The organism is Pseudomonas sp. PA-6-3C, assembly GCF_021605825.1.
Taxonomy (GTDB): domain Bacteria; phylum Pseudomonadota; class Gammaproteobacteria; order Pseudomonadales; family Pseudomonadaceae; genus Aquipseudomonas; species Aquipseudomonas edaphica.
This window is the reverse complement of sequence record NZ_WKDV01000019.1, coordinates 86,414-112,150: the sequence shown is the minus strand read 5'-3', so window position 1 is coordinate 112,150 and position 25,737 is coordinate 86,414. Positions and strand designations below refer to the sequence as shown.

At 60.6% G+C, this 25,737-nt stretch carries 23 protein-coding genes; 9 read left to right on the top strand and 14 right to left on the bottom strand.

Annotated elements, in window-relative coordinates:
- Positions 1 to 614 precede the first annotated feature (614 nt).
- Complete coding sequence (locus GIW48_RS15005; RefSeq protein ID WP_236460636.1) at positions 615 to 1,937, top strand: OprD family porin; 1,323 nt, start codon at positions 615 to 617, stop codon at positions 1,935 to 1,937.
- A 78-nt stretch (positions 1,938 to 2,015) separates the two neighbouring features.
- Here the strand turns inward: GIW48_RS15005 and GIW48_RS15000 are convergent, their stop codons facing one another.
- Positions 2,016 to 2,813 carry a hypothetical protein gene (locus GIW48_RS15000; RefSeq protein ID WP_170037199.1) on the bottom strand — a complete coding sequence of 266 codons (798 nt, stop codon included), beginning with the start codon at positions 2,811 to 2,813 and terminating at the stop codon, positions 2,016 to 2,018.
- Between the two features lie 148 nt (positions 2,814 to 2,961).
- Here GIW48_RS15000 and GIW48_RS14995 point away from each other — a divergent pair, with 148 nt between their 5' ends.
- Both GIW48_RS14995 and GIW48_RS14990 read left to right on the top strand, forming a co-directional pair.
- Complete coding sequence (locus GIW48_RS14995) at positions 2,962 to 3,342, top strand: RidA family protein (protein ID WP_017135617.1); 381 nt, start codon at positions 2,962 to 2,964, stop codon at positions 3,340 to 3,342.
- Positions 3,343 to 3,537: 195 nt separating this feature from the next.
- Complete coding sequence (locus GIW48_RS14990) at positions 3,538 to 5,517, top strand: peptidase U32 family protein (protein WP_170037196.1); 1,980 nt, start codon at positions 3,538 to 3,540, stop codon at positions 5,515 to 5,517.
- On the opposite strand, the gene GIW48_RS14985 is transcribed toward GIW48_RS14990, so the two are convergent.
- A complete protein-coding gene (locus GIW48_RS14985) occupies positions 5,495 to 6,400 on the bottom strand; it encodes a DMT family transporter (RefSeq protein WP_138449487.1) in 906 nt (301 codons plus the stop codon). The two genes, GIW48_RS14990 and GIW48_RS14985, sit on opposite strands and share 23 nt — an antisense overlap.
- A 109-nt stretch (positions 6,401 to 6,509) precedes the next feature.
- Between GIW48_RS14985 and GIW48_RS14980 the strand changes: the two genes are divergently transcribed.
- The 3 genes from GIW48_RS14980 (at position 6,510) to GIW48_RS14970 (ending at position 8,638) form a co-directional block, all read left to right on the top strand.
- On the top strand, positions 6,510 to 6,950 hold the full coding sequence (locus GIW48_RS14980) for an Lrp/AsnC family transcriptional regulator (RefSeq protein ID WP_099549775.1): 441 nt from the start codon (positions 6,510 to 6,512) through the stop codon (positions 6,948 to 6,950).
- Between the two features lie 101 nt (positions 6,951 to 7,051).
- Complete coding sequence (locus tag GIW48_RS14975; RefSeq protein ID WP_186616899.1) at positions 7,052 to 7,909, top strand: NmrA family NAD(P)-binding protein; 858 nt, start codon at positions 7,052 to 7,054, stop codon at positions 7,907 to 7,909.
- Positions 7,910 to 8,179: 270 nt separating this feature from the next.
- Positions 8,180 to 8,638 carry an REP-associated tyrosine transposase gene (locus GIW48_RS14970; protein ID WP_170037187.1) on the top strand — a complete coding sequence of 153 codons (459 nt, stop codon included), beginning with the start codon at positions 8,180 to 8,182 and terminating at the stop codon, positions 8,636 to 8,638.
- 214 nt (positions 8,639 to 8,852) lie between these two features.
- On the opposite strand, the gene xylB is transcribed toward GIW48_RS14970, so the two are convergent.
- From xylB to GIW48_RS14940, 6 genes are all read right to left on the bottom strand, one after another.
- A complete protein-coding gene (gene xylB / locus GIW48_RS14965; RefSeq protein ID WP_236460635.1) occupies positions 8,853 to 10,307 on the bottom strand; it encodes a xylulokinase in 1,455 nt (484 codons plus the stop codon).
- Between the two features lie 7 nt (positions 10,308 to 10,314).
- The gene (locus GIW48_RS14960) at positions 10,315 to 11,316 is read right to left on the bottom strand and encodes a LacI family DNA-binding transcriptional regulator (RefSeq protein WP_186616901.1); all 1,002 of its coding nucleotides are present in this window, start codon (positions 11,314 to 11,316) and stop codon (positions 10,315 to 10,317) included.
- Between the two features lie 18 nt (positions 11,317 to 11,334).
- Complete coding sequence (locus GIW48_RS14955) at positions 11,335 to 12,267, bottom strand: ABC transporter substrate-binding protein (RefSeq protein WP_170037178.1); 933 nt, start codon at positions 12,265 to 12,267, stop codon at positions 11,335 to 11,337.
- A 33-nt stretch (positions 12,268 to 12,300) separates the two neighbouring features.
- Positions 12,301 to 13,278 carry an ABC transporter permease subunit gene (locus GIW48_RS14950; protein WP_017135608.1) on the bottom strand — a complete coding sequence of 326 codons (978 nt, stop codon included), beginning with the start codon at positions 13,276 to 13,278 and terminating at the stop codon, positions 12,301 to 12,303.
- Positions 13,271 to 14,803, bottom strand: a complete 1,533-nt coding sequence (locus GIW48_RS14945) for a sugar ABC transporter ATP-binding protein (RefSeq protein WP_138449494.1) — start codon at positions 14,801 to 14,803, stop codon at positions 13,271 to 13,273. The genes GIW48_RS14950 and GIW48_RS14945 overlap by 8 nt, the downstream gene beginning before the upstream one ends.
- A 215-nt stretch (positions 14,804 to 15,018) precedes the next feature.
- A complete protein-coding gene (locus GIW48_RS14940; RefSeq protein WP_169985987.1) occupies positions 15,019 to 15,513 on the bottom strand; it encodes a hypothetical protein in 495 nt (164 codons plus the stop codon).
- A gap of 171 nt (positions 15,514 to 15,684) precedes the next feature.
- Here GIW48_RS14940 and GIW48_RS14935 point away from each other — a divergent pair, with 171 nt between their 5' ends.
- On the top strand, positions 15,685 to 16,377 hold the full coding sequence (locus GIW48_RS14935; RefSeq protein ID WP_017135605.1) for an aspartate/glutamate racemase family protein: 693 nt from the start codon (positions 15,685 to 15,687) through the stop codon (positions 16,375 to 16,377).
- Here GIW48_RS14935 and GIW48_RS14930 read toward each other — a convergent pair.
- The 3 genes from GIW48_RS14930 to GIW48_RS14920 form a co-directional block, all read right to left on the bottom strand.
- The gene (locus tag GIW48_RS14930; protein ID WP_017135604.1) at positions 16,374 to 16,886 is read right to left on the bottom strand and encodes a GNAT family N-acetyltransferase; all 513 of its coding nucleotides are present in this window, start codon (positions 16,884 to 16,886) and stop codon (positions 16,374 to 16,376) included. The two genes, GIW48_RS14935 and GIW48_RS14930, sit on opposite strands and share 4 nt — an antisense overlap.
- 81 nt (positions 16,887 to 16,967) lie before the next feature.
- On the bottom strand, positions 16,968 to 18,113 hold the full coding sequence (locus GIW48_RS14925; RefSeq protein ID WP_186616903.1) for a glycerate kinase: 1,146 nt from the start codon (positions 18,111 to 18,113) through the stop codon (positions 16,968 to 16,970).
- A gap of 91 nt (positions 18,114 to 18,204) precedes the next feature.
- Positions 18,205 to 19,311, bottom strand: a complete 1,107-nt coding sequence (locus GIW48_RS14920) for a sugar diacid recognition domain-containing protein (protein WP_236460633.1) — start codon at positions 19,309 to 19,311, stop codon at positions 18,205 to 18,207.
- A 196-nt stretch (positions 19,312 to 19,507) separates the two neighbouring features.
- Between GIW48_RS14920 and GIW48_RS14915 the strand changes: the two genes are divergently transcribed.
- Positions 19,508 to 20,818, top strand: a complete 1,311-nt coding sequence (locus GIW48_RS14915; RefSeq protein ID WP_017135601.1) for an MFS transporter — start codon at positions 19,508 to 19,510, stop codon at positions 20,816 to 20,818.
- Between the two features lie 151 nt (positions 20,819 to 20,969).
- On the opposite strand, the gene GIW48_RS14910 is transcribed toward GIW48_RS14915, so the two are convergent.
- Both GIW48_RS14910 and GIW48_RS14905 read right to left on the bottom strand, forming a co-directional pair.
- Entirely contained in the window at positions 20,970 to 23,231 is a 2,262-nt protein-coding gene (locus GIW48_RS14910) for an ATP-dependent DNA helicase (RefSeq protein WP_177033007.1), read from the bottom strand.
- Positions 23,228 to 24,871, bottom strand: a complete 1,644-nt coding sequence (locus GIW48_RS14905; protein ID WP_236460681.1) for a VRR-NUC domain-containing protein — start codon at positions 24,869 to 24,871, stop codon at positions 23,228 to 23,230. The genes GIW48_RS14910 and GIW48_RS14905 overlap by 4 nt, the downstream gene beginning before the upstream one ends.
- Before the next feature lie 187 nt (positions 24,872 to 25,058).
- Here GIW48_RS14905 and GIW48_RS14900 point away from each other — a divergent pair, with 187 nt between their 5' ends.
- Positions 25,059 to 25,283: a YgdI/YgdR family lipoprotein gene (locus GIW48_RS14900; RefSeq protein WP_017135598.1), complete on the top strand. Its 225-nt coding sequence runs from the start codon at positions 25,059 to 25,061 to the stop codon at positions 25,281 to 25,283.
- 127 nt (positions 25,284 to 25,410) lie between these two features.
- On the opposite strand, the gene GIW48_RS14895 is transcribed toward GIW48_RS14900, so the two are convergent.
- A complete protein-coding gene (locus tag GIW48_RS14895) occupies positions 25,411 to 25,575 on the bottom strand; it encodes a hypothetical protein (protein ID WP_164487936.1) in 165 nt (54 codons plus the stop codon).
- Positions 25,576 to 25,737 lie beyond the last annotated feature (162 nt).

Below are 25,737 nucleotides of genomic sequence, written 5' to 3'. Positions count from 1 at the left end.
AACTAGGGGGGGGGGCAGGTAACCCCTGGTGGGGCGAAGGCCCCCCTCTAAACCCGTTCCATCCGTGCAGCCCAACGGGAGCAAGCTCCCTCGCCACAGTGATGGTGTTGCGCCTTGCGTCAGTAATTGGCGTTGGGATTTCCCACGTCCACCTTCTCGCAGTGTGTCTTTCACGCCACTCTGGGAAGGATTATTGGAGCGTAAGTGCAACAGTCTTGTTACAAACAAAATAATTAGGCGCGCGCAAGCATATCGCCACTACTGATGGCGACTTAGAAGTATCAACATGGATATATATTTATTGATATCAGCTTAAAAAATCCGCCGCAGAGCCTGCGGCGGCAAACCAAAGGTTTTGTCGAAGCAGAGCGGCTAAGACCCTGTCAACGCTACACCCATGGGACATTAAAAGAGGTGAAGTTTAATTAATCGAGTTTAATCCTCGGCACCGCTGCAGCCCTCGAAAAATATGATAAAAATCAGCTTCGACAACCACGTCGAGCACAATAAAAACAGCATTACGCTCACCTGAAACATCTGCCATACAACCTTAAGCGCTATCCAAGCATGCGGTGTTTCTGTGCACGCGTTAATTATTCCGGGGAACTAACAACATGATCAAACAGTGGAGCCTGTTAACGCTGGCGGTGTGCGCCAGTATCAGCCAAGCGGCCCTCGCCGAGTCAGTCAGCGACCAGGCCGATTCCAAAGGTTTTATCGACGGCAGTAGCATTACCGGGTTATTGCGTAACTATTACTTCGACCGCGACCGCCAAAGTGGCAAGGCCGACAACCGCGACTGGACCCAAGGCGCGATGCTCAACTACGCCTCGGGCTTTACCCAGGGCACCATCGGTTTTGGCGTGGATGCCTACGCCTACGGCGCGATGAAACTCGACGCCACCCACGCCGATGCCGGCACCGGTGAATTACCGACCAACCGCAATGGCGACCCGGAAAATGGCTATGGCTCAGTGGGCGCTGCGGTAAAGATCAAGGTTTCCAAAACCCAGCTTAAATTCGGTGACATGCAACCCACCGCGCCGGTATTCGCCACCGGCGGCACGCGCATTCTGCCGCAGACCGCCACCGGATTTGACCTGACCAGCAGCGAAATCGCAGGCCTGGACCTGGAAGCCGGGCACTTCACCAGCACCAACAGCGGCATGACCAGCAACCATGACCACGATATCTACGCGACCTACGCCAACGTGGCGGCCAACAGCGCAAGTTTTGTCGGCGGCAAATACACCTTTACCCCATCGTTGAGCGCGACCCTGTATGCCGGTGAGCTGGAAGACATCTGGCGCCAGTACTACACCAACCTCAACTACGTGATCCCACTGGGGCATGACCAGTCACTCGCGCTGGACGGCAACCTGTACCGCACCCTCGACACCGGCAGCGCCAAGGCCGGGGCCATCAACAACACCACCTACTCGGTGGCGGCGGCCTACTCGTTCCTGGCGTCGCATACCCTGACGCTGTCGTTCCAGAAAGTCCACGGCGACACGCCGTTCGACTACATCGGTACCGGCAACAACGGCGCGGGCGAAGGCGGCGACTCGGTGTTCCTGGCCAACTCGATCCAGTGGGGCGACTTCAACGGGCCGGGCGAGCAGTCGTGGGGCATCCGTTATGACCTGAACATGGCCAGCTACGGCGTACCGGGCCTGAGCTTCATGACCCGCTACGTCAACGGTTCGGACATCAATGGCACCCACACTCCGACCAACAGTGCCTACGCCGGCGACTATGGCGCCGACGGCGACCACCACGAGACCGATGTGGAAGCCAAATACGTACTGCAAAGCGGCCCGGCGAAGAACCTGTCGTTTCGTGTGCGTGACGCCATGGTTTCATCCAACGCCGACCAACGCGACGGCAAGTTGAATGAGCTGCGGGTGATCGTCGACTATCCGTTTACTCTGTTGTAAGTGACTTGGATGCGCGGGCCGATGGTTTCGTGGCCCGCGCAGACCGGTCTGGGGCTGTGCAGCACGTTTTCAAACGTCTCACGACCTGACAATGAACCCGCTGTAATCGGTGGACGGCTGCATTTCATAGTAAGTCTGCTGAGCATTGAGCGTAGGAACAGGACCATGCAGGAATAATCTCACGTGCTGGCCACTGGTCCAGCCTTCAGCCACAGGGTCATTGGGTTTGATTTTCACACGGATGGGCACGGGCTTATTGGCTGTCTCGAACTTCAGCCAAGTCACGACCAAGATGGCTTTGTCCAGGACAGTGGCAGTCGCTTGGGCATACATGACCTTCTGATCACATCCCAGCAGCGCAATGTTCTTTTGGGATGCGTTCATCTGAGCGAAAGCATCGAAGTAAGTCAGTTGTTGCCCGGCGATCGATAACGGCACTTGCTGATGTTTACTCACTGACATTGCGGACCATGCGTCGACCACTTCGGCCAATGTGCCCGGGTGCATGGCAGGCGCCTTACTTACCTGCGCTACCAAAGCCTGCTTTTGCATCTGCGAAGGCTTGGCTCCTTTACGTCGCTTGGCCAGTTTGCCCAGATGACTGGGAATCAACGGCGGCGCTATATGGGCAGGTCTTGGAGTGAGTTGCACAGGAACGTCGGACGCTTGAGTTTTCTCCTTTTCGTGGGCGCAGCCCGGCTCGTGTGAATTCAGGGCTTTGAAAAAAAAGTTATTCCTTTTCGAAATTGAAGCTACAACTTCTTCGAGGCAACAATCGCAAAAATAGAAGAGTTCTCTGTCGCTATGGGCAAAGCTGGCTGACACCTTCGCATCCATGTCCCAACACACTGCCACCGTCATCAGTTCTTTTGCCATTAGGTGTGCTTCCGTTCACTTAACGTTGTTTAGCACACCAGCTTACCCATCAACGTTGTGAACGACCACCGCAACGGACGCCGTGACCTTGCCGTCCCCTGTGTTTAAACTGCGCGCCAACGTTCGTTCAAACTTTTATGAGGCGCCCATGGCCAACCACGACCTGTCCTTCACCCCCGACCCGGATGCCGACTCCATCTCCAGCGACGTCATCGGCTTCAATGGCATCCTGGTTTCCACCCAAATCCCGACGCACGCCGACGGCAGCCTGGAACTGGGCGATATCACCCTGCAAAGCGAATGCACCCTGCAAGCGCTGAAGGTCGCGCTGGAGAAAGCCGGCAGCTCCATGGACCGGGTGATGCACCTGACCATCTACCTCACCGACATGGCTGACCGCGCGGCATTCAACGAAGTCTACAAACGCTTTTTCGCCAAGCCCTGGCCCGTTCGTGCCGCCGTTGGCGTGGCTGCCTTGGCGGTAGAAGGCATGCGCGTGGAAGTCACCGCGATGGCCGCCAAAGCCTGAGTTCCAAGCCTCAGCACACATCCACTGTGGGAGCTGGCTTGCCTGCGATGGCATCACCTCGGTATGCCTGATGTACCGGGTTGCCTGCATCGCAGGCAAGCCAGTTCCTACATGACAGCCCTGCGGTAGATGCCGGTCAGGCATTTCACAGCTACAATGCGCGCCTCAACCGTGACAAGCCTGACTAAAAAAACTATGTCCTTGCCCAAGCACCACCTGGAATTGCTCAGCCCTGCCCGTGATGTCGCCATTGCGCGCGAGGCTATCTTGCATGGCGCCGACGCCATCTACATCGGCGGCCCAAGCTTCGGCGCGCGCCATAATGCGTGCAACGAGGTGAGCGATATCGCTCAACTGGTGGAATTCGCCCGCCGTTACCACGCCCGCGTGTTCACCACCATCAACACCATCCTGCATGACAACGAGCTGGAACCTGCGCGCAAGCTGATCCATCAGCTCTACGACGCTGGTGTCGATGCCTTGATCGTGCAAGACCTGGGCGTGATGGAGCTGGATATTCCGCCCATCGAGTTGCACGCCAGCACCCAGACCGATATCCGCACCCTGGCCCGCGCCAAGTTTCTCGACCAGGCCGGTTTCTCGCAGTTGGTATTGGCCCGTGAGCTGAACCTGCAAGAGATCCGCGCCATCGCTGACGAGACCGATGCCGCCATCGAGTTCTTCATTCACGGTGCGCTGTGCGTGGCGTTCTCCGGGCAGTGCAATATCTCCCACGCACAAAATGGCCGCAGCGCCAACCGTGGCGACTGCTCCCAGGCCTGCCGCCTGCCGTACACCTTGAAAGATGACCAGGGCCGCGTCGTGGCCTTTGAAAAGCACCTGCTGTCGATGAAAGACAATAACCAGAGCGCCAACATCCGCGCCCTGGTCGAAGCCGGCGTGCGTTCGTTCAAGATCGAAGGTCGCTACAAAGACATGGGCTATGTGAAGAACATCACCGCCTATTACCGCCAGCGCCTTGATGATGTGCTCGAAGACCGCACGGACCTGGCCCGTGCCTCCAGCGGCCGTACCGCGCACTTCTTCCTGCCCGACCCGGAAAAAACCTTCCACCGTGGCAGCACCGACTATTTCGTCAGCGACCGCAAGATCGACATCGGCGCCTTCGACACCCCAACCTTTACCGGCCTGCCGGTGGGTGTGGTGGAAAAAGCCGGCAAGCGCGACTTGCAGGTGGTCACCCATGAGCCGCTGTCCAATGGCGACGGTCTCAATGTGCTGATCAAGCGTGAAGTGGTGGGCTTCCGTGCCAACATCGCCGAAGCCAAGGGCGAGTTCGAGGAAGACGGCCAGAAGCGCTATCGCTACCGCGTCGAGCCAAATGAAATGCCGGCCGGCCTGCATCAACTGCGCCCGAACCATCCGCTGAACCGCAACCTCGACCATAACTGGCAACAAGCGCTGCTCAAAACCTCCGCCGAGCGCCGCATCGGCCTGGCCTGGGTGGCACGCCTGCGTGAAGACCAGCTTGAAGTCACCGCCACCAGCGAAGAAGGCATCAGCGCCAGCGTCATCCTGCCCGGCCCGTTTGGCGTGGCCAACAAGCCGGAACAGGCGCTCGACACCCTGCGCGATCTGCTCGGCCAACTCGGCACCACCGAATACCACGCCACGCACATCGAGCTGGATGCGCCGCAGGCGTTCTTCATCCCCAACTCGCAGCTCAAGGCCTTGCGCCGTGAAGTGATCGAAGCACTGACTGCCGCACGCGTTGCCGCGCACCCGCGTGGCGGGCGCAAAGCTGAAACCTCACCGCCGCCGGTCTACCCGGAAGCGCACTTGTCGTTCCTGGCCAACGTCTACAACCAGAAGGCCCGTGATTTTTATCACCGTCACGGCGTCAAGCTGATCGACGCGGCCTTCGAAGCCCACGAAGAAACCGGCGAGGTGCCGGTGATGATCACCAAGCACTGCCTGCGTTTCTCGTTCAACCTGTGCCCTAAACAGGCCAAGGGTGTGACCGGCGTGAAAACCAAGGTGGCGCCGATGCAGTTGATTCACGGCGACGAAGTGCTGACCCTCAAGTTCGACTGCAAGCCATGCGAGATGCACGTGGTGGGCAAGATCAAGGGGCATATCCTTGGGTTACCGCAGCCGGGCAGTAAGGTGGAGCATTTCAACCCGGAAAACATCATCTTTCAGGGCACGCACTAGCCCTTGGGGCGCGGGGCCACCACCAGCCCCGCTGCAACCCCGCTGCCGCCAGCAGGATTGCGGCCACGCCCAGCCATTGCAGCCAGCCCAGGCGATGGCCGAACGCAATCCAGTCAACAAAAATCGCCGCAATCGGATAGATAAACGACAGTGCCCCGGTGATGGCGGTGGGCAGTTTCTGGATCGCGCCGTACAACAACACGTACATCAAACCGGTGTGCACCACCCCAAGCGTCACCAGTGCAGCCCACGCATTGGTTGACACCGGCAAGCTGTTCCAGGGCACCAGCGGCGCGAGTAACAGTGCGCCGGTTGTCACCTGGATCAACGCCATCAAATGCGGCGGCACTTCCTTCAGGCGCTTGATGATCAGCGCGGCAATCGCATACAAAAATGCCGCGCCCAAGGCCAGCGCAATACCTGCCAGGTAAGCCTCGCCACCGCTTTGCTGCTCACCATGGGCGGTGACAATCGCCAACATGCCGAGGAACGCGACGCTCAACCACGCCATTTTCTGCACGGTGATTTTCTCACCGAGAAATACCGCGGCCAGCATCACCAACATAAACGGCTGCACGTTGTAGACCGCCGTGCTGATGGCAATTGAGGCGTGGGAATAGGATTCGAACAACAGCAGCCAGTTGCCGACGATGGCCACGCCACTGAGCATCGCCAGGCCGAACTTGGCCCAGGTGAGCAATTCCAGGCGCAGATAACCCAACAATGCGCAGACCAGCAACAAGGCCAGTGCGCCGATCACGCAGCGCCAGAACACCACCTCGATCACCGATACACCAGAGACCAATACAAACCAGCCGATGGTGCCCGAAATCAGCATGGCGGCGACCATTTCCCACGACCCGCGACGGATAGATGTGTCCACGATGAAAGCTCCTCAAGTGAGGCGCAATTATGGCAATCTGCTGGTCAGCGGCTCCAGCGACTAAAAAAGGCAAAACCCTTTATTCACCTTTTGTTATTAGGCAGGCAGCATGATTGACACCATCGACCAGCAACTGATCAGCGCCTTGATGGACGACTCGCGCCTGTCGCTCAAGGCCTTGGCGGGCATTACCGGGCTGTCATCGCCCAGTGTCGGCGAGCGCTTGCGGCGCCTTGAAGAGCGCGGCGTGCTCACCCACTACACGGTTGACATTGACCCCAAACACTTCGGCTACCTGCTGCAAGCCATCGTGCGTATCCGCCCCCTGCCCGGCAAGTTGCAGGAGGTGGAGCGCCAGATCCAGGCGATCCCCGAGTTCACCGAGTGCGACAAGGTCACCGGCGACGACTGCTTTATCGCGCGCCTGCATGTGCGCACCATGGACCAACTCGACAGCCTGCTCGACCGCCTTAACGTGTATGCCGAAACCAACACAGCCATCGTCAAGAAAACCCCGGTAAAACGCCGTTTGCCGCCTCTCGCCGATTAGTGATTTTGCGTCATTAAAGCAGTGACGCAATCGCTATTCTGTCATCACTGGCCGATCTTTATGCTGGGCTCCACTCAATGGAAACCACAGGTATAAAGCTCATGTATGTGATTACGGGTATTACCGGCAAAGTCGGCGGCGCACTCGCGCGTAACCTCATCAAAGCTGGCCAGCCGGTGCGCGCGGTGATTCGCGATGCGGGCAAAGCAGCTTTTTGGGCCGATCAAGGTTGCGAAGTAGTGTTTGCGCAGATGGACGACGCACAGGCATTAACCGAAGCGTTCATGGGCGCAACCGGCGTGTTTATCCTGCCGCCTCCCGGGTTTGATCCGCAGCCGGGTTTTCCCGAAGCCCGTGCGGTGATTGCCGCAGTCAGCCAGGCGTTGCAGGCAGCTGCGCCGAACAAGGTGCTGTGCCTCTCGACCATCGGTGCCCAGGCTACTGAGGTCAACTTGCTGACCCAACGCACCCTGATGGAACAGGCCCTGAGCGCGCTGGACCTCCCGGTCACCTTCCTGCGCCCCGCGTGGTTTATGGAAAATGCGGCGTACGACCTGATTGCTGCGCGGGAAACCGGCGTGATCCACAGCTTTCTGCAACCTCTGGACAAGTCGGTGCCGATGATCGCCACGGCGGATATCGGCACCCTCGCCGCGCAGTTGCTGCAACAGGCGTGGGCCGGCCATCGGGTGGTTGAACTGGAAGGCCAATGGGTCAGCCCCAACGACATCGCCCAAGGCTTGTCACAGGTGCTCGGCCGCGACGTGCACGCTGAAGGGGTGGCGCGTGACACCTGGGAAGCCTTGTTGCGCGCCCAGGGCGCTCAGAACCCACTGCCACGTATGCGCATGGTCGATGGATTCAATGAAGGCTGGATCTGTTTTGAGCATGAGCAGGTGCTTAAGGGGGAAACATCGTTGCTGACCGTACTGCGCGAGCTGGTGGATAACACCCACTGAGTATTGCAAACAGGCTTCCCGTGGCGAGCAGGCTTGCCCTGCGTTGGGCTGCGCAGCAGCCCTAAAACAGTCACCGCGTATTTCCAGGTGTATTGCATCGTCAGATGCAGGGGCCGCTTCGCGCCCCAACGCAGGGCAAGCCTGCTCGCCACAACACGCCAATTCAACACAGGGGGATGGGGGTAGAAATATCGGGACATGCAAGTCTCCCGGGCTGGGCCAATTGCACTGCTAGCGTCAAAGTCTCTTATTCATGCAAGGAACAACGGCGTGTCTCCTCAACCCAACTCCCATCTGTTACGTCGTGGCCGCTATTCAGAAACCGGTCGTGCTTATTTGGTCACTGCCGTGGTACATCAGCGTCTGCCCTTGTTTCGAGATTTCCAGCTAGGCCGTTTGTTGGTCGCAGAATTTAAACGAACTCACGAAGCGGGCCAGGTCAACTCACTGGCGTGGGTGGTGATGCCGGATCATTTTCATTGGTTGTTCGACCTGAACAACTCAACTCTGCGCGATGTGATGCGCCAGACCAAGTCGCGCAGCACACTCAGCATCAATCGAGCCCGAGGCAGTCGAGAAAGATTCTGGCAGCGTGGTTACCATGACCGCGCCGTTCGAGCCGATGAAGATGTTCTGAAAATGGCCCGCTATATCATTGCTAACCCGCTAAGAGCCGGGCTGGTGGAACACATTGGCGATTATCCGTTATGGGATGCGGCCTGGTTATAAAAAGCTTACTGGATGCACCGACCTGTTCTACCAAACAGGCTCCCTGTGGCGAGCAGGCTTGTTGTGGCAAGCAGGCTTGCCCTGCGTTGGGCTGCGTAGCAGCCCCAAAACAGTCACCGCGTATTTCCAGGTGTATTGCGTCGTCAGTTATAGGGGCCGCTTCGCGCCCCAGCGCAGGGCAAGCCTGCTCGCCACAAGAGCTGTGTTCGCAGTGTTAGTCGTGCAACGCTTTTGCAGCAGTCAGCAAGCCTTGGAATTTGCAGTATCGGGCCTTCAGCGTCATTTGTTGCCGGGTATCCGGGATGTAGCGCATTTTCACCCTCATCCCTGCGGCCAACAGGTCTATGCCAATCGCCATAAACCCCAGCTTCGCCGCCCCCACAGACGCGCTCAATTCACTGCCGTGCAGCGTGAAGATCTCCCGCTGGAGGATATTGGCCAGCAACTGCGCCCAATACGCACTCCGGGCCCCGCCGCCGACCAAGGCGCAGGCGGTCACGTCGGCACCGGTCGATTGCACCGCACGCAGCGCATCGAGCAAGCCGAAACCTACGCCTTCCATCACCGCATAACCGAGCATCGCCGGGGTGCAGTCATGCCCCAGGTTCATAAACCCACCGCGCAATAACGGGTCGTTGTGCGGCGTGCGTTCACCGGCCAGGTACGGCAGAAACAACGGCGTCGACAGCGGCGCCGGCTGCTCGATGGGCAGCTGCGCCTGCACCTGATCCAGCAATGTTTGTTCATCCGGCTGGCCAGTCAAGCGCGTCACCCAGCGCAAGCAACTGGCGCCGGCGAGCATGGCGCCCATGGTGTACCAGCGGTTGGGCAAGGCGTGGCAGAAACTGTGCACGGCGCTGGCCGGGTTGCCGGCGGCGTGGTCGGTGATGGCGACGATAGCCGCGCTGGTGCCCAAGGTGATAAAGCCGTCACCGGCATTGACCGCACCGATGCCGACCGCCGCCACCGGGTTATCGCCACCACCACCGGCAATCACCACCTCGGGCGACAGGCCCAACCCGCTTACATTCAGTACACCGCTCGCCGCACCGCCTTCCACCAGCCGGGGCATGTGTGCCAACGTCAGGCCGGTGGCGTGGAGCATCGGCGCAAACCATTCGCGCTGCGCGACGTCCAGCCACAGGGTGCCGGCGGCATCCGACATATCGCTGATGCGCTCGCCTGTCAGGCGTAACCGCAGGTAATCCTTGGGCGACAGCACACACTCAATCGCCTTGAATACCTCGGGTTCATGCTGTTGCAGCCACAGCAGTTTGGGCGCCGTCAGCCCGGCCATTGGCAGGCTGCCGGTGGTTTCGGCAAACCCGCTGCCCAGTTGCGCGGCCTGGGCCACTGCGCGCGCGTCATCCCACAGGATGGCCGGGTACAACACGCGGTCATATTTGCCCAGCAATACCGCGCCATGCATCTGCCCGGACAGGCCGATGCACGCCACACGGGCAAACGCCGCATGCTCGCGCAGCTGCGCCAGCGCTTGCAAACAGGCTTGCCACCAGTCTTCGGGGGCCTGTTCGGACCAGCCGCTGTGGCGCCGTGAAACGCCAAGGCGCACACCGACGTGGGCCAGCACGCTGCCGTCGACGTCCATCAAAATCGCCTTGAGCTCTGACGTGCCGAGGTCTATGCCGAGGGAAACAGGGTTGCGCATACGTAGATTATTCCACTTCAATACAGCCACAAGAGTCACGCCGTTGCAGGCTCGGCGCCAGGCGCACGCTTTGGGTGGGTGCGCCGGGCGTGGCCATGCGTTGCAGCAGCATATGCACCGCGCGGGCGCCCAGTTCCTTGACCGGCTGGGCGATCAGGGTCAGGCGTGGCACGAAGAAGTCCGCCCAGTCAAAATCATCAAAGCCCACCAGGGCCATCTGGCCTGGCACCTCGATGCGCGCGTCACGCAGAGCGTGCATGGCGCCCAGCGTCATCAGGTTATTGCCGGCCATGATTGCCGTGGGTGGCACCGGTAACGCCAACAACTGCGCGGTTGCTTGTCGCGCAGGCGCGCTGTTGGAACCGCCGTTGACCAGTAACTGTGGGTCGAACACCAGCCCCGCTGCCTGTAACGCCGCACGGTAACCGGCCACGCGTTCATCGGTAGTGCTCAGCCCTTCGCGCCCGGCAATAAAGCCGATGCGCCGGTGCCCATGTTCAATCAAGTGTGCGACCAGCGCCTGGGTGGACTGGGTGTTCTCCACCCCAACCTGATCAAACTGCTCGCTCATCATGCGGTCCACCAGCACCGTCGGCATCTCGTTGGCCTGCAGATATTCCAACGCGCTGGAGCCGGTCGACGGCGCCAATAAAATCCCGTCGACCCGCCGGTGATGCAGCGCCGTGACCACCCGCAATTCCTGCTCCGGGTCGTCGTGCGGGTCGGCAAACAGCATCATGTAGCCGTGGCGCACGCACTCGGTTTCAATCGCTTGCACGGTTTCGCTGAAGTAATGGTTGGACAGCGCCGAGATCGCCACGCCAATGGTATTGGTGCTCGAGCGCGCCAGCGAGCGCGCCAGGGTATTGGGGATATAGCCCAACGCCTGAATCGCGCGCTGCACCGCCTGCACCGTGGCCGGGCTGACCTTGCGGGTGCCGTTCAACACGTGGGACACGGTCGAGGTGGACACCCCGGCCCGGCTTGCCACGTCATCCATGGTGACCACGACGCTTTCCCCTTTAACTCAATGTTTACTCGACCAGCCGCTGTACGTCGCAACGTTGTCGCGGGTGATCAGTTTTGGCGTGAGCAGGGTAACCGCTTCGGCCGGGGCTCTGTCATTGAGAATGTCATTGCCGACGTTGACGGCAGTCTGGGCCATGGCCCAAGGGTCCTGGCTGGCAGAGGCCTGGATCTGGGTGTCGGTCTTCAGCGCGTTTTCGATATCCGGCGCACCGTCCACCGAAGTAATAATGATGCCGCTGCGCTTGAGCTGTTTGGCCGCCAGGTCGCTGCCGATGGCTTGTGGGTCATTGATCGCGAACAAGCCGTCGATTTTCGGGAAACGCGTGAGGTAACCCTGCATCACATTCAAGCCACCTTCGCGTGAGCCTTTGCCGTCCTGGTCATCGGACAGCACCTTGATGTCCGGTGCACCGGCCAATGCCGCCTTGCAGCCTTTGACGCGGTCGGTCACGGCGGTCACTTGCGGGCCGTTCTGGATAATCACATTGCCCTTGCCCGCCAGCTTGTCCACCAGGAACTGGCAGGCCAGCTTGCCAGCTTCGACATTGTCGGTTTGCACCGTGGCGTTTACGCCTTTGGCGTCCACATCCACCGCCACTACCACAATGCCGGCATCCCTGGCTTTCTTGATCGCCGAGGCCATGGCCGATGGGTCGACGGCATTAAGCAGGATCAGGTCAACCTTGGATGAGATGAAGTTGTCGATCTGGGAAAACTGCTTGCTCAAGTCATAGTCGGCCGACACCGAGGTGACCTTCACAGCAGGGTTCAGCTCTTTGGCCCGCGCAGTGGCGCCGTCGGCCAGGGTCACGAAATACGGGTTGCCGAGCGAGCCCATGCTGATGCCCAGGGCTTTGAGTTCGCGGGCTTCGACGCCATGGGACATCAGGGCAGCCAAGGCCATAACGGGAAAGATACGTTTGAAGTTCATACCGGTCTCTCTTGTGATTGTTGTTGAGGTGAATCAGGTTCGTGCGCCGGACTGGCGATAGCGATCCAGCGCCACCGCGCCGATGATCACGATGCCCTTGATGATGTACTGCCAGATATCCGATACCCCCAGCAGCACCAGGCCGTTGGTGAGTACCGCGATAATCAGTGCGCCGATCAGCGTGCCACCGATGGTGCCCACGCCGCCGGTAAAACTGGTGCCACCCAGGATCACCGCCGCAATGGCATCCAGCTCATAGGATTGCCCCAGTTGCAGGCCGTTGGCGGCGAACAGGCGCGAGGCGCTCATCACGGCGCCAAGCCCGGCCAAAGCGCCGGACATGGCATACACAAACAGCAGCACTTTCCACACCTTGATGCCCGACAGCCGCGCCGCCTCCGGGTTGCCGCCCACCGAATAGATCTGCACGCCCATCACGGTGCGGCGCAATATGAACCAGGACAGCAGCACCACAGCCACGGCGATGATCACCAGCCACGGCACGCCGAGCACGGAGTCATTGCCGATAAACGCAAACGGCAGGTCGGGGTTGAACACGGTCTTGTCATCGGCCAATAACCGCGCCAGGCCACGCATGGCGGTCAGCGCCCCCAGGGTGACGATAAACGGCGGCAGCCGCATGAAAGCGATCAGCCCGCCGTTGACCAAGCCCAGCAACAGGCCAAAACCAATGCCCGCCGCAATCCCGAACATGCCGAACTGCGGCGACATCGATGCCTGCAAGGCCACCACTGCAGACGCCGCCAGAATCGCGCCCACCGACAGGTCAATACCCGCCGTCAGGATCACAAAGGTCATGCCCGCCGCCAACACCACATTCACCGAGGCTTGCTGGGTGATGATCGACAGGTTCTGCACCGTGAGGAAGTTTTCGCTGGCCAGGGCAAAGCCCACCAGCAGCAAGACCAGCACGGGCAGCATGCCGACGGTGCGCATCAGCTCACGCACGCGTTCGGCCTTGCCAGTTGTTGCAATCATTGAATCAGCCATGGGCAGCCACCTGATCGCCACCAGTGGCGAGGTCGATAATTCGTTCCTGGGAAATGACGTGGCCCGAAGCCCCGCCGACTTCGGCCACTAACTGGCCTTCGCGCATGATCAGCACACGGTCGCAGGTGCCGATGATTTCCGGCAGCTCGCTGGAGATCACCACAATGCCCACACCGGCCAGCGCCAGTTGATTGATGATGCGGTAGATCTCGGACTTGGAGCCGATGTCCACGCCGCGAGTCGGCTCGTCGAGGATCAGCACATGCGGCTTGACCTCCAGCAGCCGCGCCAACAGCACCTTTTGTTGATTGCCGCCGGACAGTGCGCCGACATTGACCTTGCCCGACGCCACGCGAATCGACAGTGACTTGATCGCATCATTGGCACGTTGCGCCGCGTGCCCACGGTCCAGCACGCCACCGGCATGCGCATCCGGCACACAGGCGCACACGTTGATGTTGTCGGCCACGCTCATGTCCAGGAACAGGCCTTGAGCCTTGCGGTCTTCGGTGAGGTAGACGACACCTGCGCGAATCGCATCCGCCGGGTTTCGCAGTTGGGTGACGGTCTTGCCGACCACTTCCAGGGTGCCGCAAGTGCGCGGGTCGGCGCCGAAGATCAGCCGTGCCAGTTCCGTGCGCCCTGCCCCGACCAGCCCGGCAATGCCCAGCACTTCACCGGCATGCAGGTCAAAACTGCACTGGCGCACGCGTTTGCCGTCGGCCATGTCGCGCACACGCATCACCACGTTGCCGGGGTTGTACGCGGCGTGTTCCTTCTTGTAGAAGCCTGACAGATCGCGGCCGACCATCATCTTCACCAGCACTTCGGCCGACAGCGCATCGCGAGTCAGTTCGCCGATGTACTGGCCGTCGCGCAGCACCGAGACCCGGTCCGACAACTCGTAGATCTCGGCCATGCGGTGGCTGATATAGATGATCGCCAGGCCCTGGCTGCGCAGTTGTTTGATCAAGGCAAACAGGCGGTCGGTTTCGCGCGATGACAGCGGCGTGGTCGGCTCGTCCATCACCAGAATGCGTGCGTGGGCATGCAGGGCGCGGGCGATTTCAACCAATTGGCGCTCGGCAATCGACAGGTTGCTGACGGGCGTGGCGGGTTTGAACTCGGCGCCCAGGCGTTGCAACACTTCGATGCAACCTTCCTGCATACCTTTGCGGTCGATGGTCCAGCCACGCCGCAGTTCGCGGCCCAGGTAGATGTTCTCGGCCACGCTTAGGTTTGGGCACAGGCTCAGTTCCTGGTAGATCACGGCGATGCCGAGGGTCTTGGCTGTGGCGGGGTCGAAGGTGGCGACGGGCTGGCCGTCGATGCGGATTTCGCCGCCGGGGTCGGCCTGGTAAGCGCCGGAAAGGATTTTCATCAAGGTTGACTTACCGGCGCCGTTCTCACCCATCAAGGCGTGGATTTCACCGGGGTAAACCTTCAGGCCGACATTCTTGAGCACGCGCAAACCATTAAAGGTTTTGCTGATGCCCTGCATCTCAAGCAAGGGTTCAAGGCTCATGGATGAGCTCCTGGATTTATTATTTTTGTAATCGAGTGTTCCCGACTCTATGCCAGATGCATTTCCGTACGCAAGCGCTTGCGCGTGCATTTTTTTGTTTGATTAAACGTTTCATCAAGCGCAAAACGAAGAAATTCGCCCTGCGCGCCCGAAAATGATTACCCGATCACGCCGGCGCTCCACGCCCACATTTGACCGGCTCGAGCCAATAGCCTTCAGCCGCGCTCACGCGGGATCAGGCTCTGCAGTTGCGTGGCCAGGAAGTTGGCATCGAAGGCAAAGGTGTCCGGGTCTTTCAAACCATTGGTTTTCTTCCACAGCCAATCGTTTTTATCGGCCGGCAGCACCAGCGACACACTGCCGTGCCGAGCAGCGGTAAGGCCCATCACCGACACCGATATCAAACCACCGGCCCCCATCACTTCCGGGACAAACTCCACGGGCTTGCCGGTGATATGCACGGTGAGTTTTTCGGTCTTGAAGGTCGAACTCTCGGCCGGCAGGCCCGGGCCGCTGGCGACGTAGGCTTCACGCTGAACCTCGAGCAAACCAACGCGCTTGACCGGTTCCAGCCACTGTTCGATCTGCCCGAACAACTCACCGAGCTTTTGTGCCCAGCGCGCTGACTGCAGGTCAAATTGCTGTTTTTTATGCGCTTCGCTGTCGGCGTAATGACGAAGCATCTCGCCCAGTTGCTGTACATCGTCCATTGCCATTTTCCTTGGGTTAACCAGGTTGCGAGCGGTGATCATGGCAGATGCGGCGGCTGACCGTTTGATTAACGCCTGCGCAACTGCACCGGTGATTTCGCCGGCAACTGCGTATGACTAATCCGTGGCCTGTGGGTAAGGTGAGGCAACATTTCTGTTCCGGAGCATCGCATGCGCACCATCGGCCTTATCGGCGGCATGAGCTGGGAGTCCAGCGCCGAGTATTACCGCATCATCAACCAGCGGGTGCGCGACCAGCTCGGGCCGCTGCGCTCGGCGCAACTGTTGATGTACAGCGTGGACTTCGGTCCGGTGGAACAAGCCCAGCACGCCGGGCGCTGGGATGACACCGCGCTGATCCTCGAAGACGCCGCGCGCCGCCTGCAAGCGGGTGGCGCCGACTGTGTGGTGCTGTGTACCAACACCATGCATTTGGTGGCGCCGCGTATCGAGGCGGCGGTGTCGATTCCGTTCCTGCATATTGCCGATGCGGCGGGAGCGGCAGCGGTCGAAGCCGGCACCCTGACGGTCGGCTTGCTGGGCACCGCGTTCACCATGGAACAGGACTTTCTCAAGGCCCGCCTGGCCGCGCAGGGCTTGACCGTACTCGTGCCCGACGCGCGCGAGCGCGAGGCCGTGCACCGGATCATTTATGAGGAGTTGTGTGTCGGGGTGATCAGCGAGGCTTCGCGCCAGGTTTATCAACGCGTGATCGAGTCATTGGCGGCACAGGGTGCCCAGGCGATCATTCTTGGCTGTACGGAAATCGGCCTGCTGATCAAGCCACAACACAGCCACCTGCCGTTGCTGGACACCACCGAGCTGCATGCGCAGGCTGCGGTGGCGTTTGCACTGGCGGATTAGGCCGATTGGCGCAGGCGCGCCATGCTGACGGTGTCGACAAACTTGCCATCACGCAAAGCGTAATCGCGCAACAGGCCTTCGACTTCGAAGCCGAACTTTCGGTACAGGCCTTGCGCGGCTTGATTGTCGGCGTACACCGTGAGTTCCACGCGGTGCAGGTTCATCCAGTTGTCCGCCACGTCCAGCGCGGCCGCCAACAACCTGGAACCTACACCCTTGCCCTGCCAGGCCGTGGCCACGCCCATGCCGAACGAGCCGACATGGCTGCGCCGCACCCGCAGGGTCTGCTCCAGGCCAAGCTGGCCGATGACCTCGCCGCCATGCACCGCCACCAGCTGTAGCCGCCGCTCATTATCCAACGCCAGCTTGTTGCGCCAGGCCTCCACCGATTGGTAAGGCATTTGCAGCACCTGACGGCACACGGCCGGTTCGTTATAGAGCGCAGCGACGCCTTCGAGGTGGGCTTCGGTAAAGCGCTGGATCACGATATGGGGTTCAGGTGTGTGCATTGCGTTTCATCCTATGAAAGACAAGTGGCCGGCCAGTGTAGGCGGCAAGGTTGCATGCTGGCTAGGGTGGGAGCTGGCTTGTTAACTGCGCTGGCTGAACGCTGTGCGCCATACCCGCGCTATGTCCGCCGCGCGCTCGCGCAACAGACGCGGCGCCTCGCTGCAAGCCTGTTCCAGGCTCATCGGGCCTGACGGCAAGGCGAAGGCGGCGTCAACACCATGGGCGTACATTTGCTCATAGCCTTCGCCCAAGGTGCCGGCAATCACGATGACCGGCACGCCATGACGTTGAGCAATCCGTGCCACACCAAAAGGTGTTTTGCCGCGCAAGGTCTGGGCGTCGAAGCGGCCTTCGCCAGTGATGACCAGGTCCGCACCACGCACGGCCGAGTCCAGGCCGACCAGCTCGGCGACCACCTCCACGCCTGCACGAAACTGTGCGCCGAGAAAGGCCTTGGCGGCAAACCCCAAACCGCCTGCCGCGCCGCTGCCCGGTTCATCGCGCACGTCTTTGGGCAGCACCTGGGCGCAGTGATCGGCAAAGTGCCCAAGCGCCGCGTCAAGCTGTTCGACTTGCTGTGGGTTGGCGCCTTTTTGTGGGCCGAAAATGGCAGAGGCGCCCTGCGGCCCGCACAGTGGATTGTTGACGTCGGCCGCGATTTCAAAACGCACCTGGGCCAAACGTGGGTCCAGGTGTTCCAGGCTGATGCTCGCCAGGTTTGCCAAGGCCAGGCCGCCGGGCGCAAGGGCCAGACCCTGAGCGTCGAACAACTGCACGCCAAGCGCCTGCATCGCGCCCGCGCCGCCGTCGTTGGTGGCGCTGCCGCCAATCGCCAGGATGATGCGCTGCGCACCGGCATCCAGGGCGGCGCGGATCAGCTCGCCGGTGCCGAATGTGCTGCTGATGCAAGCATCACGCTGGCCCGTCGGTACACGTTGCAAGCCACTGGCTTCAGCCATTTCGATCATCGCAGTATGGCTGTCGGCAAGCCAGCCCCAGCGTGCCTCCACCGCCTCGCCCAGTGGCCCGCTCACCGTTTCGCGACGCAGCTCGCCATGGCAGGCGGCGAGAACCGAGTCCACCGTGCCTTCACCGCCGTCGGCCATCGGGCACTGGACTACCTGTGCATCCGGCCACACCTGCGCGAGGCCGTCGGCAATCGCCTGGGCTACGCCTTCGGCACTCAGGCTGTCCTTGAATGAGTCGGGGGCGATGATGATTTTCATGGGCTTTCTCCGGTTTTTATAACGCCCATGCTGCCAGTTGCCATCGGCAATGACGCCGGTCCGATGCACAAGTGCGGGAGAGGTTTGTTGTTCATTGCGACAAAGCCTGGGGCAATAGCTGCACGCCAAGGTACAGCGCGAGCATGCCGTCAAGGGTCAGCGGGTCGACGCCGCTGAGTTCGGCAATGCGTTCCATGCGGTAACGCAGGCTGTTGCGATGAATGCCCAGGGCGTCGGCACAGGCCTGGCTTTGGCCATCGTGTTCACACCAGCTGCGCAAAGTAGCCAACAGCTGGCCGTTGGTGTCCCTGGCCAGGACTTTGCGCAAGGGGTTGAGCAGTTCGTCCAAGGCATCGTCGTTGCGATGACGCCAAAGCATCACCGGCAGGCGGTAGCGATTGAGGGTCAACAGCTGCGATTGCGGCAGGATATCGCGACCATAGGCCAGCAAATCCCCCACACGCCGGTAACAACGACGCAGCCCGGCGAGGCCATCGGCCTGCCCGCCGACGGCGACCCGCAAGATATTCCAGCCCAGACCCTGAAGCTTTTCCAGCAGCCTTGGGTTATCCACTTGAGCCAACGCAGGCCGGCACCACAACAACGAGAATTGTGCGGAACTCACGCACCAGCTGTCCGGGTAACGGCTGGTCAGCCAGGCACTCAATGCCTCCGCCGATTGGCCTGCGCCTAACTCGAACAGGTAGGGCGTGCGGGCCAGCTGAGGCTTGAGCCCCAACTGCTGGGCTTCATCCACCAGGCGCGGCGAGTTACCGCTGTCGGCCAGCAGCAAGGCCAGCAGGTCATCACAGCGTTGGCGCCGCCATTGCTGCTCGGCTTGCTGATGGCGATGGCTCACCAGCATTTCGGCGGTCATGCGCACCAGTTGCGCATAGGTGCGCAGCAACGCCGGCTCGCCGGTAATGCCCAGCACGCCGATCAGGCGCTGGTCGTGCATCAACGGCAAGTTGATACCGGGCAGCACGCCCTTCAGGTGTTTGGCGGTCTGGCCGTCGATTTCCACTACGCGACCATTGGCCAGCACTAACTGCGCGCCTTCATGGCGAGTGTTGATTCGCTCCGGCTCGCCACTGCCCAGAATCAGCCCCTGGCTGTCCATGACGTTGACGTTATAGGGCAGGATCGCCATGGTGCGATTGACGATATCCTGCGCCAGGTCATGATCGAGCTCGAACATGAGGCTAAGTTCCTTGAAAGGCGCGGTTGTTCATGGGGTGTTCATGCTGTTGTTCATGCTGTTGTTCAGAGGCACAGCGCAAAGCCTGCTTGACTGTGCGCGGGCACAAAGACAGCACCCAGCAAGGTGGCCGAGACTCTTTGGGCGATCAACGTTACCCTCGCATCGCGAAAAATCATAATAAAGAGAGACTGCCATGTCACAGAGCGCCGCTGCCACACTGGCCACCGATGACGATAAAAACGCCATCTACAAGCGCATTACCCTGCGCCTGATCCCCTTCATTTTTATCTGCTACTTGTTCAACTACCTGGACCGGGTGAACGTTGGCTTTGCCAAGTTGCAGATGCTCGATGCGTTGAAATTCAGCGAGACCGTGTACGGCCTGGGGGCCGGGATCTTCTTTATCGGCTACGTGCTGTGTGGTGTACCGAGCAACCTGGCGCTGACCAGGTTCGGCCCTCGGCGCTGGATTGCACTGATGATGATCGTCTGGGGCACTCTTTCCACCTGCCTGCTGTTCGTCACCACTCCCAGCCACTTCTACGGCTTGCGCCTGTTGACCGGTGCCGCAGAAGCCGGGTTCTTCCCCGGCGTGGTGCTGTACCTCTCGCAGTGGTTCCCGACCTTTCGCCGTGGGCGGATCATGGCGTTGTTCATGTCGGCAATTCCGGTGTCCGGCCTGCTGGGCAGCCCATTTTCCGGCTGGATCCTCAACCACTTCGCCGCCGGCCAAGGCGGCCTTGCGGGCTGGCAGTGGATGTTCCTGCTGCAAGGCATTCCCACGGTGATCCTGGGCGCCCTCGCCTACTTCCTGCTCAGCGACAGCTTTGCCAACGCCAAGTGGCTCACGCCCCATGAACGTGCAGTGCTGGAAGCCGATCAGGCGACGGACTTGGCCAACAAACCGAAAACCACCACCGATTCGCTCGGCGAAGTGTTCAAGAACCCGGCGATCTGGGCGTTCGGCCTGATCTACTTCTGTATCCAGAGCGGCGTGTATGCCATCAACTTCTGGCTGCCATCCATCATCAAGAACCTGGGCTTCAGCGATAACCTGGTGATTGGCTGGCTGAGTGCGATTCCGTACCTGCTGGCCGCCGTGTTCATGCTGTTGGTGGGCCGCTCCGCCGACTTGCGCAAGGAACGTCGCTGGCACTTGGTGGTGCCGATGTTGATGGGTGCGATTGGCTTGGTGATTGCGGTGAACTTCGCCACCACCCCGGCGCTTGCGATTCTCGGCCTGACCATCGCCACCATGGGTGCCCTTACCGGCCTGCCGATGTTCTGGCCGGTACCCACTGCCCTGCTCAGCGCGGGTGCGGCGGCTGGCGGCCTGGCGCTGATCAACTCCATGGGGCAGATGGCAGGGTTCTTGAGCCCGTATATCGTCGGCTTTGTGAAGGATGCCACCGGGTCCACGGACATGGCGCTGTACCTGCTGGCGGCGGTGATTGTGGCCGGCAGTGTGTTGGCGTTGCGCATGACCCGCACCTTGAAGGTATAACGCGGTCTCTTTGAGGGCTGGCTTGCCTGTGATGCGCGTGGGTATCTAGGTAAGTCTTGGCCTCGGCTGGGCTGCTCTATCGCAAGAGTGGCAGGCGTAACCGTTATTGGGGTGATGGCGCAACTCTACGCCGCGGTTACCCCAATACCAGTTATGCACCTCGCCCAACCGCCCACCAGCGCGGCAACAACTGCCGCACACGGGCCTCGCCAAAGCGGTCATCGATCAACATCACCACGCCTTGGTCCTGCTGGCTGCGGATCACCCGTCCCGCCGCCTGTACGACCTTCTGGATACCCGGATACAAATAGGTGTAGTCATAGCCCGCGCCGAAAATCGCGCCCATGCGCGCTTTCATTTGCTCGTTGACCGGGTTCAGTTGCGGCAAGCCCAGTGTGGCGATAAAAGCGCCGATCAAGCGCGTGCCGGGCAAATCGATGCCTTCGCCAAACGCGCCGCCCAGCACGGCAAAGCCAATGCCCCGGCTGTGCTGGGTGAACTGGTCCAGAAACCCTTGGCGTTCGGCTTCGGCCATGCCGCGTGACTGCAGCCACAGCACAATCTGCGGGTGCCGCTCGGCCATCAACTGCGCCACTTGTTGCAGGTAATCAAAACTTGAGAAAAACGCCAGGTAGTTGCCCGGTTGCGTGGCAAATTGCTCGGCAATCAGCTCGACAATCGGCGCCAAGGAGGCTTGGCGATGCACAAAACGCGTGGAGATCGCATCGACGATGCGCACCTGCAGTTGCTCGGCCTGGAACGGTGATTCCACATCGACCCACGCAGTATCGGCAGGCAATCCGAGCAAGTCGGCGTAATAGTGGCGCGGGCTCAGGGTGGCGGAGAACAGCACGCTGCTGCGGGCGGCGGTCAGCCTGGGGCGGATGAATTCGGCGGGCACCACGTTGCGCAGGCACAGGGTCGAGGCGCTGCGCTTGCCGAACTGGCGCTTGCTGATATCGAAGATGAAGTGTTCATTGAACAGCTCCGCCACCTTGGCAAACTGCAACGCCTCGAAATAGAAGGTTTGCAGGTCGCCGCTGAGGGCCTCGGGGTGGTCGTTGAAGTAATCGCCCATGGCGCTGGTGCACAGGCTTAAGGCCTGCAGCAGCTTGTCGGGTTTGCTGGCGTAGGCCTGGTACGGTGCGACTTGGTCCTTGTGCACGGCATTCCATTCGCGGTTCAGGCGCTGCAACGGTTTTTTCAACGGCTCAGGCGCGCTGTCGCGCAGGGTCTTGAGGCTGTACTGATCAAGGCTGGCGCTGTACATCGAGCGGGCGCGCTCCACCAGGTTGTGGGCTTCGTCCACCAGCACGGCGGCGCGCCATTGGTTCAACTGGGCCAGGCCGAACAGCATGGCGCCGAAGTCGAAATAGTAGTTGTAGTCGGCGACCACCAGGTCGGCCCAGCGCGCCATTTCCTGGCTCAGGTAATACGGGCAGACGTCATGGGCCAACGCCACCTCGCGCAGGTTGCGCTGGTCCAACAGGCGCACCTTGGACGCCGCCACGCGTGCCGCCGGCAAGCGATCATAAAAGCCCTTGGCCAACGGGCAGGAATCACCGTGACAGGCTTTGTCCAGGTGCTCGCAGGCCTTGTCACGCGCCACCAGTTCGAGCACGCGCAGCGGCAAATCGGGGCTGCTGGTGTAGAGCACGTGCGCGGCGTCGAGGGCCAACTTGCGCCCGGGCGTCTTGGCGGTGAGGAAGAACACCTTGTCCAGCTGCTGCGGCGCCAACGCCTTGAGCAGCGGGAAGATCGTGCCGACGGTCTTGCCAATGCCGGTAGGCGCCTGGGCCATCAGGCAGCGGCCCGTGCTGACGGCCTTGTAGACCGACTCGGCCAACGCACGCTGGCCGGTGCGAAACTGCGCATGGGGAAACGCCAGCGCCCGCGCGGCGTCGTTGCGCGCCGCGCGGTGCTGCATTTCCTGGCGTGCCCAGCCGAGGAACAGCGCACATTGCTGGTTAAAGAACTGCTCAAGGTCGGCCGCTTGAAAGCGCTGGTTCAGCAAGGTTTCACCTTCGCCAACAATATCGAAGTACACCAACGCCAGGTCGATCTCTTGCAGGCCGAGTTTGTGGCACATCAGCCAGCCGTACACCTTGACCTGCGCCCAATGCAATTGGCGATGGTTGGCGGGTTGCGCGTCGAGGTCGCCGCGATAGGTTTTGACTTCTTCCAGGCGATTGCTGTCCGGATCGTAGCCGTCTGCCCTGCCCCGCACTTTGAGCTGCTGGTATTCGCCTTCCAGGGCCACTTCATTCTGGTAATGGGCACTGCGTCGTGAGGCCACCGTGCGATGGCCGATAATGCCTTCCTGGGCGCTGGGCGATGGCGTAAAGCGCAGGTCCAGGTCGCCGACCTTGGCCGTGAACTCGCACAGCGCACGCACCGCAACGCTATAGCTCAAGCGGTTTGCGCCCAGCGCACATAACAGACAGTCACCGGCATCTGGTATTCGCCGCAGAACTCCAGCCAGCGCAGTTGGTTGTCCTGCAGTCGGTCACCAGGGCCTTTGACTTCGATCATGCGGTAGGTCTTTTGCGCCGGCCAGAACTGGATCAGGTCCGGCATGCCGGCGCGGTTGGCGCGGATATCCAGCAGCAGGCGTTCAAACCAGTAACGCAGGTGTTCGGCCGGCAGGCACGTCAGGGCTTGCTCCAGCAGCTCTTCGCTGAGCAGGTTCCAGAACACGAACGGCGACTGGATGCCCCATTTGTCCACGTAGCGCTGGCGGATGGTGGTTTTGTAACGCTCATCCGTAAGCTGTTCGAAGCACGCGGCGAACAACACAGCCCGACGTTGATGAAAGTCTTCGCTGTGCAGGTCCACCGGCCCGCGCTGGAACGGGTGGAAAAACGACCCTGGCAGCGGCGCGAAAATCGCCTCCCAGCACAACAGCCCGAACAGCGAATTGATCAGCCCATTTTCGACGTAATGCACCGGCGCATCGGGCGCGCTCAGGTGCGCCTGCACGCAGGATTCCACCGACATCAGCGGCGCCTGCACCAGCGCCAGGTCCAGGCGCGTGACCTCACGCGGCTTGACCTTGGGCAGCGCCGGTTCACCGAGCTTGCGCCGCAGGCGTGGCAGCACGCGCAGCAGGTGTTGCTGTTCGGCAGCGCTTTGCGGTGCTTGCTGCGCCGCGCACGCCAGGGCCATGGCTTGAGCGTAATCCTCCTGGCGTTCGAGCACGCGAATCAACCGCGAGCGCGCGCCGGGATAGGTGCAATCACGGTAGATCTGCGCCGCCAATTCCAGCTCGGCACTGCGTTCGCAATAGTGGCCGATCTGGAACAGCAATTTAGCCCGACGTTTTTCCAGCCACGGGTTATCGGTGGCAAGCAGCACGATCTGCGCCAGTACCTCGTCCAACGCCTGGCCGGCTTCGAAGGCCTGCTGGCATTGGTGCAGGAACAGAAAACCGTGCACATCGTCACGGCTACGCAGGCCACGGGATTCGGCGCAGAACTCGACTTTTTCGTAGGTGTAGATGCCCAGGTCAGCCAGCACGAACTCCGACCAATCCTGGTGCAGGTTGCCGAAGAACATCAGCCGCAGGCGGTCGCACAGGTCCATCACGGTGAGGCTGTAGAGCGTGTCGCTCAGTTCGGGGCACCACTGGGCAAAGCTGCGTGACTCAGTGAACTGCGCCGCCAGCCCTTCCAGCCAGTCGGCCTTCTTGCCTTTGGGCTGGTCAATCCACGGCGCGAAGGCGGCGAGGATTTCGCCTTTTTGCAGCAGTGCGAACAGCTCATCAAAACCCAGTTGGCTCTGCTGAGCCACCCAGCCCTGCTGCACCAGTGCAAGCGCCGCCGCGTGAGTGCAGCCAATTTCGAGGTAATTGAGTTTGCTCGCACGAAAATGCGCGCCCTTGCGCATCACCATGCGCACCAATAACGCCTGGGACGGCTGCGGTAACCTGTCAAATTGCTGAATAAACTGCATTTCATCCGGGTCGAGCAAATCGGCATAACGCTGCCCCAGCCACAGCAGGACTTGGCGGAAGTTATGCAGGTAATACAAGGGATCGTCGAGGGGATTGGCCATGTCGCGCACTGATCAAATACTGGTTATGCATACAGAGTGCCGCCAGCGGCGGGCTGTTGCAATCAGTAATAGATAAATGGCCCACGCAACTTTTTGTATAAAAGTGATCAGATAGGACAGTTGATGGCGTAACATTTGTGGCCCGAAGCCTTAGGCGCGGGACTTTTCAGGGTTAAAGGTAAGGGTAATGAACATGAAGAATTTGGGTCTGCCGCTGGTTGCACTCACTTTTCTGCTAATGGCCGGTTGCTCCACGCAAACCGTAGTGACATTGCAAAATGGCACGCAGTATTTGACCAAGGACACCCCCAAGACCAAGACAGCCGATGGGTTCTATGAATTCACCGACATCGCCGGCAAGCACATCCGCATCAAGGCTGATGACGTTGCGACGGTACGCAGCGAAAAGTGAAAGCAATCGCCTGAACATAAAAAGCCCCGCAATGCGGGGCTTTTTGTTTGATCGTTCCCACGCTCCGCGTGGGAATGCAGCCCAGGACGCTTCGCGTCCCAAAGCGTGACGCAGAGCATGGGAACGATCAGTACCGGTAGTACGGGTGGTAATACGGGTGATAGTAGGGATGGTAGTAATACGAGTGGTAGTACGGCCGGTAGCAGCATGGGCCAGGATAGGCCGGGTACACCGCGCACCCGCCCAAGCCCAGTAGCACCAAGGCGCACAGCAGCAATCGAAGTCGGGACATGTTCGGTTCCTCACATGACGCGCGAAACAGCTCGCGGGTAGTGATTAAACGCGTGAGGCCTGCCGGACCCGTCGCAGCGTTGCGCCGCTGGTCGGTGAAGATTTATTTACCGAAGGATTTTCGCCAACCCGGCGTTCAACCGATAAGCCGCCTTCATCTTCG